Raw genomic sequence first — 15129 nt, 5'->3', positions numbered from 1 at the left:
CATGGTTAGTTCTGGCAGGTACTTTATCGCGGATGCAATACAAATGATAATCATTATTATATTGGTTATTGTTAATGAGACAAGAGGAAGTACCTATGGACGTAGCCGTTAAGGGCGCTGCGCAAAAGGACCTGCAACAGGGTGTAGATCTGGCACAGGCCGCCACAATATCCCCGACTTCAGGTTTCTTTTTTACCTCGCCTTTTCGCAGTCTGAGCACCCAGGGATGCTTTGCCCGCATCACCATGCCAGCGGTTGATGGCGATGACCTGCAGGGCCAATTCCAGCAGGCGATACAGCAAGCCTTTGCGCAGGCCCGCAAGGCAGGTATCAAGGATCCGCTGCTGTGTGGCGCGATCCCTTTCGATACTCGTCAACCCTCGTCACTGTTTATCCCGCAACAGACGCAATGGTTCGATCGTGAAACCCTGCTGACCAGCTTAGCGCCTGCTGTTGGACCGATCCCTGAGATTGTCCGCCAAACCGAGTTGCCAGCGCAGCCGCAGTTTATGCAGATGGTTAGCGATGCCGTACAGGCAACTAGCGGAGATCGATTGGATAAGGTGGTGCTCGCCCGCCTGTTGGACATTGAAACCAGCAAACCGGTAGACCACGCAGCGCTGATGGCGCGCATCATTGCCCAGAATCCGCACGGCTTCCATTTCCACGTGCCGCTGGCAGAGGGGACATTGGTGGGAGCCAGCCCAGAGCTGCTGCTGCGTAAATTTGGCGACCAGTTCCATTCCAACCCGCTGGCGGGTTCGGCTCGGCGCGAAAGCGATCCGCAGCGGGATCGGGCCGTCAGCGAACAGCTATTGGTTTCAGGCAAAGACCGTTATGAGCACCAGATCGTGACCGAAGGCATGCGCCAGGTCCTGGTTGGGCGTTGCAGTCATTTGCATATTCCCGCAACACCCGAACTGCTCAGTACCACCACGCTGTGGCATCTTTCGACGCCCATCGACGGTGAAGTGGCCGATCGGGCAGAGAATGCCCTGTCACTAGCCTGTCTGCTGCACCCTACGCCGGCATTATGCGGTACCCCAACGCTGGCAGCGCGCGATCTTATCGAACAGCTTGAGCCGTTTGACCGGCAGCTGTTTGGTGGCATCGTCGGCTGGTGTGACGCCGAGGGCACCGGAGAATGGGTCGTTACCATCCGTTGCGGCACAGTCAAGGGTAATCAGGTACGCCTGTTTGCCGGTGCGGGCATCGTGCAGGACTCTTCCCCGCAGTCCGAATGGCACGAAACCGGTACCAAACTCAGCACCATTCTGCGTGCGTTTGGCCTTAATCAAGGATAGAGAGTCCCCCCATGACTATTGCTTTTACCCCCTGGCCTGAAGAGTTCGCGCGCCGTTACCGCGAACGCGGCTATTGGATCGATCGGCCTTTGACCGACATCTTGTCCCGTCAGGCAGATAACGATGCTATTGCCATGATCGACCCGCAACGCAGCTTAAGCTATCGTCAGATGGAACAGCTTTCCGACCGTCTAGGTGCCGCCTTGTTACGGCGCGGACTGCAATCGGGCGATACCGCGTTGGTTCAACTTGGCAACGTGGTTGAATTCTATGTGGTGTTCTTTGCCCTGTTAAAAATCGGCGTGGTGCCGGTGAATGCCCTGTTCAGCCATCAACGTAGTGAACTGAACGCCTATGCCAGCCAAATCAAGCCTGCTCTGCTGATTGCCGATCGCGATCACGCCCTGTTCGCTCAGGATCAGTTCCTGGACACGTTCAGAGAACAGCATCCTTCGCTACGGGTGGTTGGGCTGCGTAATCAGGCCGAAGGTGAACAGGCGTTGGCCGCTTGGCTGGAAGAGGAACTCGGTGCTTTTGAACCGAGGCCAACGGCTGCCGATCAGGTAGCGTTTTTCCAGCTTTCCGGTGGCAGCACCGGTACGCCGAAGCTGATCCCGCGCACTCATAACGATTATTACTACAGCATCCGCCGCAGCGTGGAGATTTGCCGTTTTGACAGTGCTACCCGCTATCTGTGTGCGTTGCCGGTGGCCCACAACTACCCAATGAGTTCTCCGGGCGTGTTGGGGGTGTTCTACGGTGTCGGGCTGGTGGTATTTGCCAGCGATCCCGCTGCTGCCCAATGTTTCAAACTGATCGAACAGCATCAGATCACGGTCACCGCGCTGGTGCCGCCTGCGGTTACCTTGTGGTTACAGGCGATTGAAGAGTGGGGCAGTAATCAGCCGTTAGCCAGCCTGGCGCTGCTGCAGGTTGGCGGAGCCAAATTGGGGGAAACCCTGGCGGCCCGCATACGCAATGAGATCGGCTGCCAGTTGCAGCAGGTGTTTGGCATGGCTGAAGGGCTGGTGAACTACACATTGCTGGATGACGACGACCAACACATTCTCACCACCCAAGGCACGCCAATGTGTCCGGACGACGAGCTGTGGGTGGCAGATGAACAAGGTAATCCGCTGCCGGTAGGGGAAACGGGCCGTCTGATGACCCGTGGGCCATACACCTTCCGCGGTTATTACCAAAGCCCTGAGCATAATGCCGAAGCCTTTGACGAGAACGGTTTCTACTGTTCCGGCGATCTGATCAGCCTGACGGCGGACGGTTATGTGCAGGTACAAGGGCGGCAGAAAGACCAAATCAACCGCGGTGGTGAAAAGATTGCCGCAGAAGAAATTGAAAACCTGCTGCTGCGCCACCCTGCGGTGATTAACGCCGCGCTGGTGTCGATGCCGGACGATCTGATGGGTGAAAAAAGCTGCGCCTTTGTCATCGCGCACGAGGCCGTCAAACCCGTGGTGCTGCGCCGCCATCTGCGTGAGCAGGGCGTGGCCGAATTTAAATTGCCCGACCGCTTTATTCAGGTGGAGTCACTACCGTTAACCCCGGTCGGTAAAGTCGATAAAAAACTGCTGCGTGAACGCCTGGAAGCGCAACAACTGGCTCAGGCCAAAGGAGAATAAGTCATGGCGATCCCTAAACTTAACGATTATGCGTTGCCAACGCCGAGCGAACTGCCGGTTAACAAGGTTAACTGGGCCTTCGAGCCACAGCGCGCAGCACTGCTGATCCACGACATGCAGCAATATTTTCTCAATTTCTGGGGTGAAGATAGCCCGCTGATCAAACAGGTGGTCGAGAACATCGCCGCTCTGCGCCGCTACTGCAAGCAACAGGGCATCCCGGTGTTTTATACCGCGCAGCCTAACCAGCAAAGTGATGAAGACCGTGCCTTGTTGAATGATATGTGGGGGCCGGGGCTGAACAAGCACCCTGAGCAGCAGGCGGTAGTCAGCGAATTGGCACCGGATGCTGACGACACGGTGCTGGTGAAGTGGCGTTACAGCGCGTTCCACCGCTCGCCGCTGCAAGAGATCCTGCAAGAAAGTGGGCGCGATCAGCTGATTATCTGCGGTGTGTATGCGCATATCGGTTGCATGACCACGGCTATCGACGCTTTTATGCGTAACATCAAGCCGTTTATGGTGGCCGATGGCCTGGCAGACTTCTCCCGTGAGGAACACCTGATGGCTCTGCGTTATACCGCCGGGCGCTGTGGTCGGGTGGTGACTACCGCCGATCTGCTCCCTGGTATTGCCAGCATCGATGCGTTGCGCCAGCAAATTATCCCGTTGCTTGATGAAGATAGCGAAGACATCGGCAATGATGAAAACCTGATCGATTACGGCCTGGACTCGGTGCGTATCATGGAGTTGGCAACCCGCTGGCGTAAAATTCGTGAAGATATCGATTTTATTGCACTGGCCAAATCACCGACGATCGATAGCTGGTGGGCGTTGCTTTCCGAGAGGAAATCCTGATGGGTAGAGAACAGGAATTTAGCGGTAAACGTGTTTGGGTGACCGGTGCCGGGGCGGGGATTGGTTATCAAACCGCATTGGCATTTGCACAGCGTGGGGCCGAGGTTATCGGCTTCGATCTGCATTTTGGCGATCTGGACTATCCGTTCCGCACCGAGGTGCTGGATATCACTGATGCCGATGCGGTAGATAGCGTTTGTCAGCGTTTATTGGCGGAACATGAGCGGTTGGACGTGTTGGTCAATGGGGCTGGCGTTCTGCGCATGGGGCTGACCGATGAAACCAGCAATGCGGACTGGCTTGCCTGCATGGCGGTGAACGCCGGTGGTGCTTTTAACCTGTTCCGTCATACCTTGCCGGTGTTCCGCCGTCAGAAGCAGGGGGCCATTGTGAGCATTGCCTCTAACGCGGCCCATGTGCCACGTGTTGGTATGGCGGCCTACTGTGCCTCCAAGGCCGCGATGCGCAGCCTGTGCCAAACCGTGGGGCTGGAAATGGCGCCTTATGGCGTGCGCAGTAACCTGGTTTCCCCCGGTTCGACCAATACCCCGATGCTGCGCGGGATGTGGCAGGACGAACACGGCGAAAGCAATATGATCAAGGGTTTCCCCGACCAGTTTAAGTTGGGTATCCCGTTGGGCAAGATTGCCCAGCCGCAGGAAATTGCCGATGCGATTCTGTTCCTGGCGTCTGACCGGGCTAGCCATATCACGATGCAGGATATTGTGATTGATGGTGGGGCGACGTTGGCGGCTTGAGTTATTGCCAATGCGTTAAAACCGTAGGGAGCCGAGTTGGGCTCCCTTTTTGTTTTTGATGGTTAGTAACTAATTGCCTTTAAAATATTTATTTCTTTACGGCGGTTAGGTTAATGGAGGAATAACTGGTAGCACAGACTGTTCCCTCTCCTTGGGGAGAGGGTTAGGGTGAGGGAGATATCACCGTGGGCTGAGGGGGCGATCGCCGGGTAGGTCAAAAGAGTCGTAGGGTGCGGACATTAGACACCGGTACGGTGGGTCGTGCAGGATGACCGGCCGCCGCCGTTGTCTCGCAAGCGAGACTCGAACCTGAACGCAGGTTCTCACCCACACGACCCTTTTTTGCGTATGTGGTGAGGGAGACAGTACGTGAGTGGGGAGCGCACATGCGAAAAAGGCGCCTAAAGGCGCCTTTTTCTAAATAGTGGTGGGTCGTGCAGGATTCGAACCTGCGACCAATTGATTAAAAGTCAACTGCTCTACCAACTGAGCTAACGACCCACGAATGTGGTGTACTGCTTTTTGAAGCTGAAATGGTGGGTGATGACGGGCTCGAACCGCCGACCCCCTCCGTGTAAAGGAGATGCTCTACCAACTGAGCTAATCACCCACTTCAGGACTTCCAGATACTACCAAATGAGAGAATGATGGTGGGTGATGACGGGCTCGAACCGCCGACCCCCTCCGTGTAAAGGAGATGCTCTACCAACTGAGCTAATCACCCTCATTGTTCTCATTTCTTACTGCGTTAACAAGATGGTGGGTGATGACGGGCTCGAACCGCCGACCCCCTCCGTGTAAAGGAGATGCTCTACCAACTGAGCTAATCACCCCGTCTTGTTGGAGTCGCATTATAGGGATAGTTGAAAGTGAGTCAACGGTTTTTAAAATGATTTCAATCGTTCGCCGCAAATTTAGACAGGATGCGATATTTATCGCCGACCAGGACGATTCTTTGCACAGTATCATGCGTAGCGGGCCGCAAAGCGTAGTGGCCGATAGCGCGTCGGCGTTGAGGAATTAGCATGGAGTGGTAGAATGTCGTCCACTATTTTACATTCCGAGCAATCGTCGGCACTCCGCTGACACGCGTTGCGTAATAAGGCAGTGAACCCAATGAAAATCAAAACCCGTTTCGCCCCAAGCCCGACCGGCTATCTGCACGTCGGCGGCGCCCGTACTGCGCTCTATTCCTGGTTGTTCAGCCGCCATTTCGGCGGTGAGTTTGTATTGCGTATCGAAGATACCGATCTCGAACGTTCAACCCAGGAAGCTATCGACGCAATTATGGATGGCATGAACTGGTTAAATCTGGATTGGGATGAAGGTCCGTACTTCCAGACCAAGCGTTTCGATCGCTACAACGCGGTCATTGATGAAATGCTGCAACAGGGAACGGCCTATAAGTGCTATTGCTCGAAAGAACGCCTGGAAGCGCTGCGTGAAAAGCAAATGGAAAACGGCGAGAAACCACGCTATGACGGTCATTGCCGCGATAGTCAGTGCAGCCACACTGCCGATGAGCCACACGTTGTGCGTTTCCGTAACCCACAGGAAGGCTCGGTCATCTTCGACGATAAAATCCGTGGCCCAATCGAATTCAGCAACCAGGAGCTGGACGATCTGATCATTCGCCGTACCGACGGTGCGCCAACCTATAACTTCTGCGTAGTGATCGATGACTGGGATATGGAAATCACCCACGTGATCCGTGGTGAAGACCATATCAACAACACGCCGCGCCAAATCAACATCCTGAAAGCGCTGGGCGCACCGGTGCCGGAATATGCTCACGTGTCGATGATCCTGGGTGATGACGGTAAAAAGCTGTCTAAACGCCACGGTGCCGTTGGCGTGATGCAATACCGCGATGATGGCTACCTGCCGCAGGCGTTGTTGAACTATCTGGTGCGTCTGGGCTGGTCCCATGGCGATCAGGAAATCTTCTCTATTGATGAGATGAAAGAGTTCTTCACTCTGGATGCGATCAACAAATCCGCCAGCGCCTTCAACACCGAGAAGCTGCAGTGGTTGAACCATCACTACATCAACCATATGCCAGCGGAAGAAGTAGCGGTGTATCTGGCATGGCATGTTGAGCAGCAGGGGATTGAAACCCGCAACGGTCCAGAACTGAAAGATCTGGTCAAACTGCTGGGCGAGCGTTGTAAAACCCTCAAGGAGATGGCGGAGTCTTGCCATTACTTCTACCAGGACTTCAGCGAGTTTGACGCCGATGCGGCGAAGAAACACCTGCGTCCGGTCGCACGCCAGCCGCTGGAGGCCGTACGCGCCAAATTGGCCGCTATTACCAACTGGACGCCAGAGAACGTGCACGATGCCATTCAGGGCACCGCAGACGAACTGGGCGTGGGTATGGGCAAAGTAGGGATGCCATTGCGCGTCGCGGTCACTGGCGCTGGCCAGTCACCGGGCATGGACGTTACCGTACATGCTATCGGCCAGGCTCGCTCCCTCAAGCGTATCGACCAGGCGTTGGCTTATATTGCCGAGCGTGAAGCGCAAGCCTGACCGTTAGTTGCCAGCTAAACCGACAAAGCCCTGCGAAGCGATTCGTGGGGCTTTTTTCTTGCTGGTTTGTTTTGTGCCCAAAGCGATGGTTTTTTAGCATTAAACGCGCTGATTTGGCGGCTTTTTCAGCGCTTGATCGAGGAATTCAATTTAGCCGTTGACAGGGTTTCTGGGGTTTCATATCATGCGCCCCGTTCACAGGATTTCGTGATTGTGGATTGGGGCTATAGCTCAGCTGGGAGAGCGCTTGCATGGCATGCAAGAGGTCGACGGTTCGATCCCGTCTAGCTCCACCAACCTTTTATCTCAGGAAGGTTGGGGAATACCGTAACGCACGGTTAATGCGTACCACTTTTGTGGGGCTATAGCTCAGCTGGGAGAGCGCTTGCATGGCATGCAAGAGGTCGACGGTTCGATCCCGTCTAGCTCCACCACCATTTGAAAAGCCGACCCTTGGGTCGGCTTTTTGCTTTTGTGCTGTAAGAACGCCGCCGCATGTTGTGTCTATTCCTCCCCTTCAGTTCGAGCAGTATTGTCATTGGGCCATCAAATAAAAAACGCCCGATAAACTTCATCGGGCGTCTTAAGACTAGAACTTGTCGATTCTAAAGCTGTTAGCCCAGAACCAGGCCTGTGATGGCTGCTGACAGCAGGCTAACCAGGGTAGAGCCGTAAACCAGCTTCAGGCCGAAACGTGAAACCACGTTGCCCTGATGCTCGTTCAACCCTTTAATCGCACCGGCTACGATACCGATAGAAGAGAAGTTGGCGAAGGACACCAGGAACACGGACAGAATACCCATGCTGCGTGGGGACAGCTCAGCACCGATTTTCTGTAGTTCCATCATGGCAACGAATTCGTTGGAAACCAGCTTGGTCGCCATGATGCTGCCAACCTGCAGCGCTTCGTGCTTAGGCACGCCAAGGATCCAGGCAAATGGATAGAAGAAGTAGCCCAGGATTTCCTGGAAGCTCAGGCCGAAGATGGCGCTGAACAGGCCGTTAAGCGCGGCAATCAGAGCGATAAAGCCAATCAGCATCGCGGCAACGATAATCGCCACCTTGAAGCCTGCCAGAATGTATTCACCCAGCATTTCAAAGAAGCTTTGGCCTTCGTGCAGATTGCCGAGGTGCAGCTCTTCTTCTTTACTGGTGTCATAAGGGTTGACCAGTGAGAGGACGATAAAGGTGCTGAACATGTTCAGTACCAGCGCCGCCACGACATACTTGGCATCCAGCATGGTCATGTATGCGCCAACGATGGACATGGAAACTGTCGACATCGCGGTAGCGGCCATGGTGTACATGCGTTTTTCTGACATCTTGCCCAGCACATCTTTGTAGGCAATGAAGTTCTCAGACTGGCCCAGGATCAACGAACTGACGGCGTTGAAGGATTCCAGTTTGCCCATACCGTTCACTTTAGACAGCACGGTCCCGATGATGCGGATGATAAACGGCAGCACTTTGATGTATTGCAGAATACCGATCAGGGCAGAGATGAACACGATTGGGCACAGCACCTTCAGGAAGAAGAAGGCCAGGCCTTTGTCACCCATCCCGCCGAACACAAAATCAGTCCCTTGCCCCGCAAACCCGAGCAACTTGTCGAACATTGCTGCAAAGCCTTTTACAAAGCCTAAACCTGCTTCCGAGTTCAGGAAGAAATAGGCCAGTAACACTTCAATAACCAACAACTGAATAACATAGCGGATGCGGATGTTTTTACGATCGCGGCACACTAACAGGGCCAGGATTGCAACCACCACTAACGCTAACGCAAAGTGCGCAATATGGGACATGTTTGCTCCAAATTTGAGGCAGGCTGAATTTCGGTTGTCATTTTATGTAACGCCAAGTTTAAAAACGAGACATTCATTGCAAATATGGAAAATCATAGTGGAGATAGTCCTAATCTATGACGGCAAAGCACCAAAGATCAAGATGTTAATAAATATGCGTGTTCGTGGCATTTTTGTGCTACTTTTATTATCAAGCGTGATCCGCTCTGAACCTTGTGATCTAGAGTAGATGGAAACGCGAGGATTTCATGCGATCTGTTCGATAAAACCTTCGTTTTTGGCTATCGCAGAGATAACCATTATCGCTGCAAATGCACTTGATAATCATTATCACTTAGGTAAAGATGAAGGTGAGCTAAATTAGTAAGGATTTTCGCTATGCTGAACAGTCGCGCGGTTAACAATTCCTCCAGCCGCCCGTCCAGAAAGATCAAACTTTCTCTGATGGGGCCTGCCTTTATCGCCGCCATCGGCTATATCGACCCCGGTAATTTTGCCACTAATATTCAAGCTGGCGCTTCTTTTGGCTACACGCTGCTGTGGGTGGTGGTATGGGCCAACGTCATGGCGATGCTGATCCAACTGCTGTCTGCCAAACTCGGCATCGCTACCGGTAAAAACCTTGCTGAACATATCCGCGATCGCTTCCCGCGCCCGGCCGTCTGGGCCTATTGGGTGCAGGCGGAGATTATCGCGATGGCCACTGACTTGGCCGAGTTTATCGGTGCCGCGATCGGTTTCAAACTGCTGCTGGGGGTAACGCTGCTGCAGGGGGCTGTCCTCACCGGCATTGCCACCTTCCTGATCCTGATGCTGCAAAAACGCGGGCAAAAGCCACTGGAATTGGTGATTGGCGGCCTGCTGCTGTTTGTGGCAATGGCCTATATCGTCGAGCTGGTATTTTCTCAGCCGCAGCTGAGCGGGTTGCTTAGAGGGATGGCGATCCCGGATTTGCCGAATGGTGACGCGGTGTTTCTTGCTGCGGGGGTGTTAGGGGCAACCATCATGCCGCATGTGATTTATTTGCACTCCTCGCTGACGCAGACTGCCGGTAAAGACTCTAAAGCCGAACGTTATTCGGCCACCAAGCTGGACGTGGCGATCGCCATGACCATTGCCGGTTTTGTTAACCTGGCGATGATGGCCACCGCCGCTGCCGCATTCCATTTCAACGGCCACAGCGGTATTACCGATCTCGACCAAGCCTACCTGACGTTGCAACCGCTGCTCGGCAATGCGGCGGCCACCATTTTTGGTCTGAGCCTGGTTGCAGCAGGTCTCTCTTCTACCGTGGTAGGCACCTTGGCGGGGCAGGTGGTGATGCAGGGCTTTGTCCGCTTCTATATCCCAATCTGGGTACGGCGGGTGGTCACCATGATGCCATCGTTTATTGTCATCATGATGGGGATGGATGCGACGCGTATTCTGGTTTTGAGCCAGGTGCTGCTGAGCTTTGGTATTGCCCTGGCCTTGGTGCCGCTGCTGGCGTTTACCGGCAACCGTGAACTGATGGGGGATATGGTCAACGGCCGCCTGATCCAGAATCTCGGTAAACTGATTGTGTTGGTGGTGGTTGGGCTCAACGGTTATCTGCTGATCAGCAACCTGCTTTAAGATAGTTCCTCTCACCCTAACCCTAACTCATGTAGAGGGGATGAAGAGTGCTACAGACTGACTTCTGCACCTGATTACGATGCCGATCAGCTCCCTCTCCCTGTGGGAGAGGGTTGGGGTGAGGGGTCAATCATCATGATCGTGATGGTGGTTTTTGTGATGATGCTTGTTCTTATGGTGCTGCTTTTTATACTGCTTGTAATAGTATTTATCGGCCTTGCGGTAGCGGCCATCATGGTAGTAATAATTTTTGTGCCAGTAATCGCGATCACGCCAGCGATAGCCATCCCAATAGTAGCCACGGCGGCTGCGCTCCCCTAAATCACGCCCCTGATGGCCATGCCACCAATCGCGATCGCGCCAGTCGTAACCGTCCCAATAATTGCCCCGTTTGTCCTGGTCACCAATCTGCAGTGAGACCCCCGGCAGCAAATCAATATTGACGCTGCTGGCATGGGCGATGGGTGCGATGGGCATGAAAAGCGCCGCCAGAATGGCAGCGGTAAACAGAGGTTTAAACATTTAGGCTCCCTTGGCCGATTACCGATAATGAAGCACGTTCATCGGTATAGGTTTTGGCCATGCAAACGGTTGTTATCCCTCGTTCTTAAACGCTATGCGTAAAATCCATGAGGTATTTATCTGAGGGATGTTAACGCCGTGGAGCGGCCGCGCCTTTGGGCAAATTCTGAAAGCCATGGAGAACACCGGGGATTGGGAGTTATCTGAGGGGAAAGGGGAGAAAACCGCCGATACCCACCGGCGGTTTGTAAGCGATTACATCAGGATCTGCTCAATCTTGGCGATCTCTTCTGCGCTGAACTTACGGTTGGCCAACATACCGACCGCATCTTCAATCTGGCTGACTTTGCTAGCACCAATCAATACGGAAGTGACGCGATCGTTACGCAATACCCAGGCCAGCGCCATTTGCGACAGCTTTTGACCACGCCGTTCTGCCAACACATTCAGCAGGCGAACCTTTTGCAGTTTCGTTTCGGTAATCTGCTCGGGAGTGAGCGAGCGGCTGCCGCTGGCTGCGCGGGAATCAGGCGGGATGCCTTGCAGATAGCGATCGGTCAGCATGCCTCCGGCCAGCGGTGAGAAGGCGATAGACCCCACGCCATGCTCTTCCAGCGTATCCAGCAACTCGGGTTCGACCCAGCGTTCAAACATCGAGTACTTCGGCTGGTGGATCACGCAAGGGGTGCCAAGCTGTTGCAGTATGGCAAATGCTTGCCGCGCCCGTTCGGCCGGGTAATTCGATAACCCGACATACAGCGCTTTCCCTTGGCGGACTATCAAATCCAGCGCCGCCATGGTTTCTTCCAGCGGCGTATCTGGATCAGGGCGGTGATGGTAGAAGATATCCACATAGTCGAGCCGCATGCGTTGCAGGCTCTGGTTCAGGCTGGCGACCAGGTATTTCTTCGATCCCCAGTCACCGTAGGGGCCAGGCCACATGGTGTAGCCCGCCTTGGAAGAGATAATCAGCTCATCGCGATAAGGCTGGAGATCCTGATGCAGAATACGGCCGAAATTCTCCTCGGCAGAACCCGGCGGTGGCCCGTAGTTATTGGCCAGATCGAAGTGGGTAATACCAAGATCGAAGGCACGATGCACCAGGCTGCGCGCATTGTCATACAGTGTGCTATCACCAAAGTTGTGCCACATACCGAGTGAAACGGCTGGCAGTTGCAGCCCGCTGCGGCCACAGCGGCGATATTCCATATTCTGGTAGCGGGCAGGCTCAGCTTGATAAACCATAAAATCCTCATCGACGGCGGGAAATGATATTCAGTGTATGCGCTTCCACTTGGGCTGTCAGAGTGCCAGATCACGCTAATTGTCCATAATTTATTCAAATTGCTTATGGATGATCCCTACTGCATGCCGTTGGTGCGCAGATGTAAAGCGGGGTTTCCAGTGCCTTTTGCCGATAAAGCTCGAAAATTCGGCAGCATCTTTAATACTTAATACTAACCATTCTCCCATTACCTAGGTGATGATCATGAACAAGAGCTATACGGTGGCAGATTACCTTCTCGATCGGTTAGCCCAGATTGGCATTCGCCACTTTTTCGGTGTACCGGGAGATTACAACCTGCAGTTTCTCGATCATGTTATCGATCATCAGCAGATAACCTGGGTAGGCTGCGCCAACGAGCTGAACGCCGCCTATGCCGCCGATGGTTATGCCCGCTGCAAACCGGCCGCGGCACTGTTGACCACCTTTGGCGTGGGTGAATTAAGTGCGATTAACGGCATTGCCGGCAGTTATGCCGAATACCTGCCGGTGATCCACATTGTTGGCACACCGGCTTTGCGAGCCCAGCGAGCCGGGGATTTACTGCACCATTCTTTAGGGGATGGGGACTTCGGCCATTTTGCCCGTATGGCGCAAGAGGTCACCATAGCTCAGGCCAGCCTGACGGCCAGCAATGCTGAAGCAGAAATCGATCGCTTATTGACGACCGCGCTGTACGAGCGCCGCCCGGTGTATCTGCTGTTGCCAAGTGATGTCGCCGAAGCTCCGTTGGTCTCGCGCCCAGCACCTTTGGTATTGCGCCAGCCCAATCTTTCCGAGGTATCTCTACAGGCATTTATCGCTGCCGCGCGGGAAAAACTGCAGGACGCACAGCGGGTTTCCCTGCTGGCGGATTTCCTGGCCGAACGCTTCGGGGCCGAACCCTTGCTGGAACAATGGATGAATGAGGTCAATATTCCGCACTCGACGCTGCTGTTAGGCAAAAGTGTGTTGGATGAAACCCATGCCTGCTTTACTGGAACCTATGCCGCAGCCGCCAGCGATCCGCAGGTTAAGCAGCAGATTGAGGGTGCCGATGTGGTGATTAACGTCGGGGTGCGTTTCACCGATACCATCACCGCCGGTTTTAGTCACAATCTGCCCGTGGATAAATGCATCGATATCCAACCGTTCGAGGCGCGGGTTGGTCAGCAGGTTTTCAGCCAGATCCCTATGCGCGAAGCAGTAAAGGCTCTACATCAACTGACGTTATCGTTAGCCAGCAAGTGGTCGTTGCCGTCCATTAAACGGCCAGCGCTACCGGATCCGAGTTCCAGCGGTCTTGATCAACATAGTTTTTGGCAGCAGATCCAAGACTTCTTGCAGCCGGGGGATATCCTGATTGCGGAGCAGGGCACCGCCTGTTTTGGCGCGGCGTCGTTGACGCTGCCGCGGGGTTGCCGGTTTATCGTACAGTCCTTATGGGGATCAATCGGCTATACCTTACCGGCGGCATTTGGCGCGCAGACTGCTGATCCTCAGCGTCGGGTGGTATTGCTGATTGGCGATGGGGCCGCTCAGCTTACCGTGCAGGAGTTGGGCAGCATGTTGCGCGATGGGCAAAAGCCGGTGATCTTGCTGCTGAATAATGACGGTTACACTATTGAGCGAGCCATCCATGGGCCGGAACAGCGCTATAACGATATCGCGCAATGGAACTGGACGCGTCTACCGCAGGCATTATCGCTCGATCATCAGATGAAGTGCCTGCGCGTCACCGCGCCTGAGCAGTTGCGTGCAGCGCTTGAAGAGGTCGGCGGTAGCGAGCAACTGGCGTTTATCGAGGTGGTGTTGCCGAAAATGGATTTTCCCGAACTGCTTGATAACGTGTCACGTGCCATTCAATCGCGTAATGCGGCGGCTTGATCGGTGGCATTTTCCAGCAGGCGATCCAATAACCACAGCCCCGCCGGCCCCGGCGGGGTAAGCTTGGACCATACGGCGTCGACCGAGATGGTTTGCGGCCAGCCACGTATTTTCAGCTCTGTCAGACGTTGCCGCCCGTACTGTTTGACCAGCCAGTGCGGCAGTATTGCCCAGCCCGCCCCCTGTTCCGCCATCTCTAGCAACATCAGATAGCTGGGCGCCGACCAGGCCCTGCCGCGCGGTTTTGGCGCGCTGTTGCTGGTATAAGTGTTGAGGTAAAGTTGGCGGCTGCTGGCAAGGTGTGCCTGTGTCAGGGCAGGAATAAGGGTCAGCGGATGATCATGAGCGACAAACAGCCCCATTTCAGTCTGCTCTGGCAGCCTGGCGACGGCGATCTCGGGAGGGTAGTTGGGTTGTACCGCCAGCATCCCCAGGTGGGCGCGGCCAGTCTGTAGCAGATCCAGCACATCCTCCCCTTCGGCGATCATACATTCCAGCTCGATATCCTGATAACGCCGCTCGAAATGTTTCAGCAGGTTGTCGTGATGGTTGGGCTGATAGGTATCGGAAAAAACGATGGTCAGCCGTGGTTCGATATTGTCCCCCAAGCGGATGCTCAAGGCATCGAGTCGTTCGCTGGCAGCGAGAATTTCCTGCACGTGGCCCAGCACCTTGCGGCCAGCCTCGGTCAATACAGGTTGGCGTGCCTGCCGATCGAACAGCGTCAGCCCGAGATCGGCCTCCAGATTGGCAATGGCGGTGCTGATGGTGGATTGGCTTTTGCGCAGCCTGCGTGCGGCGGCAGAAAACGAGCCTAACGCGGCAGCCTCAACAAAGGCCAGTAGGGCTTCTGGGGAATAGCGCATGATGTATCTACTTTATCGATGGTATCTATCTTTAATCTACGCAAAAAAGCGATGATAATCACCTGACTTTTTCAATAATGAT

The 15129-nt window shown here is 54.5% G+C and carries 11 protein-coding genes and 6 tRNA genes; 9 read left to right on the top strand and 8 right to left on the bottom strand.

What is annotated here, in order from left to right:
* The first annotated feature begins 95 nt into the window (after window positions 1–95).
* From WN53_RS26470 to dhbA, 4 genes are read left to right on the top strand one after another with little or no spacing between them, the layout of a single operon-like run.
* The gene (locus WN53_RS26470) at window positions 96–1304 is read left to right on the top strand and encodes an isochorismate synthase (protein ID WP_024485220.1); all 1209 of its coding nucleotides are present in this window, start codon (window positions 96–98) and stop codon (window positions 1302–1304) included.
* An 11-nt stretch (window positions 1305–1315) separates the two neighbouring features.
* Window positions 1316–2944, top strand: coding sequence for a (2,3-dihydroxybenzoyl)adenylate synthase (locus WN53_RS26465; protein WP_024485219.1), 1629 nt, complete (start codon window positions 1316–1318; stop codon window positions 2942–2944).
* Window positions 2945–2947: 3 nt separating this feature from the next.
* Complete coding sequence (locus WN53_RS26460; protein WP_021807039.1) at window positions 2948–3802, top strand: isochorismatase; 855 nt, start codon at window positions 2948–2950, stop codon at window positions 3800–3802.
* The gene (gene dhbA / locus WN53_RS26455) at window positions 3802–4560 is read left to right on the top strand and encodes a 2,3-dihydro-2,3-dihydroxybenzoate dehydrogenase (RefSeq protein ID WP_024485218.1); all 759 of its coding nucleotides are present in this window, start codon (window positions 3802–3804) and stop codon (window positions 4558–4560) included. Before WN53_RS26460 ends, dhbA begins: the two co-directional genes overlap by 1 nt.
* A gap of 425 nt (window positions 4561–4985) precedes the next feature.
* Here the strand turns inward: dhbA and WN53_RS26450 are convergent.
* The 4 genes from WN53_RS26450 to WN53_RS26435 form a co-directional block, all read right to left on the bottom strand.
* Window positions 4986–5061, bottom strand: a tRNA-Lys gene (locus tag WN53_RS26450).
* 33 nt (window positions 5062–5094) lie between these two features.
* A tRNA-Val gene (locus WN53_RS26445) sits at window positions 5095–5170 on the bottom strand.
* A 38-nt stretch (window positions 5171–5208) separates the two neighbouring features.
* Window positions 5209–5284: transfer RNA gene (locus tag WN53_RS26440), tRNA-Val, on the bottom strand.
* Window positions 5285–5317: 33 nt separating this feature from the next.
* A tRNA-Val gene (locus WN53_RS26435) sits at window positions 5318–5393 on the bottom strand.
* A gap of 283 nt (window positions 5394–5676) precedes the next feature.
* Between WN53_RS26435 and gltX the strand changes: the two genes are divergently transcribed.
* From gltX to WN53_RS26420, 3 genes are all read left to right on the top strand, one after another.
* Window positions 5677–7092, top strand: a complete 1416-nt coding sequence (gene gltX / locus WN53_RS26430) for a glutamate--tRNA ligase (RefSeq protein ID WP_024485217.1) — start codon at window positions 5677–5679, stop codon at window positions 7090–7092.
* A 220-nt stretch (window positions 7093–7312) separates the two neighbouring features.
* Window positions 7313–7388, top strand: a tRNA-Ala gene (locus tag WN53_RS26425).
* A gap of 62 nt (window positions 7389–7450) precedes the next feature.
* Window positions 7451–7526, top strand: a tRNA-Ala gene (locus WN53_RS26420).
* A gap of 180 nt (window positions 7527–7706) precedes the next feature.
* Here the strand turns inward: WN53_RS26420 and WN53_RS26415 are convergent.
* Entirely contained in the window at window positions 7707–8894 is a 1188-nt protein-coding gene (locus tag WN53_RS26415) for a NupC/NupG family nucleoside CNT transporter (RefSeq protein WP_024485216.1), read from the bottom strand.
* A gap of 378 nt (window positions 8895–9272) precedes the next feature.
* Between WN53_RS26415 and WN53_RS26410 the strand changes: the two genes are divergently transcribed.
* Window positions 9273–10508 (top strand): Nramp family divalent metal transporter, encoded by a 1236-nt coding sequence (locus WN53_RS26410; protein ID WP_024485215.1) that lies wholly within the window; start codon window positions 9273–9275, stop codon window positions 10506–10508.
* Window positions 10509–10634: 126 nt separating this feature from the next.
* Here the strand turns inward: WN53_RS26410 and WN53_RS26405 are convergent, their stop codons facing one another.
* Complete coding sequence (locus tag WN53_RS26405) at window positions 10635–11030, bottom strand: DUF2502 domain-containing protein (protein WP_024485214.1); 396 nt, start codon at window positions 11028–11030, stop codon at window positions 10635–10637.
* A 255-nt stretch (window positions 11031–11285) separates the two neighbouring features.
* A complete protein-coding gene (gene mgrA / locus WN53_RS26400; RefSeq protein WP_046808392.1) occupies window positions 11286–12275 on the bottom strand; it encodes an L-glyceraldehyde 3-phosphate reductase in 990 nt (329 codons plus the stop codon).
* 244 nt (window positions 12276–12519) lie between these two features.
* On the opposite strand from mgrA, the gene WN53_RS26395 reads away from it, so the two are divergent.
* On the top strand, window positions 12520–14181 hold the full coding sequence (locus WN53_RS26395; RefSeq protein WP_024486098.1) for an alpha-keto acid decarboxylase family protein: 1662 nt from the start codon (window positions 12520–12522) through the stop codon (window positions 14179–14181).
* Here the strand turns inward: WN53_RS26395 and WN53_RS26390 are convergent.
* On the bottom strand, window positions 14157–15047 hold the full coding sequence (locus tag WN53_RS26390; protein WP_024486099.1) for a LysR family transcriptional regulator: 891 nt from the start codon (window positions 15045–15047) through the stop codon (window positions 14157–14159). The genes WN53_RS26395 and WN53_RS26390 overlap by 25 nt on opposite strands.
* Window positions 15048–15129 lie beyond the last annotated feature (82 nt).

Source organism: Serratia fonticola (genome assembly GCF_001006005.1).
In the GTDB taxonomy this organism is placed as follows: Bacteria; Pseudomonadota; Gammaproteobacteria; order Enterobacterales; family Enterobacteriaceae; genus Chania; species Chania fonticola.
The sequence above is the reverse complement of the archived record's forward strand: the minus strand, read 5'-3'. Positions and strand labels throughout refer to the sequence as shown.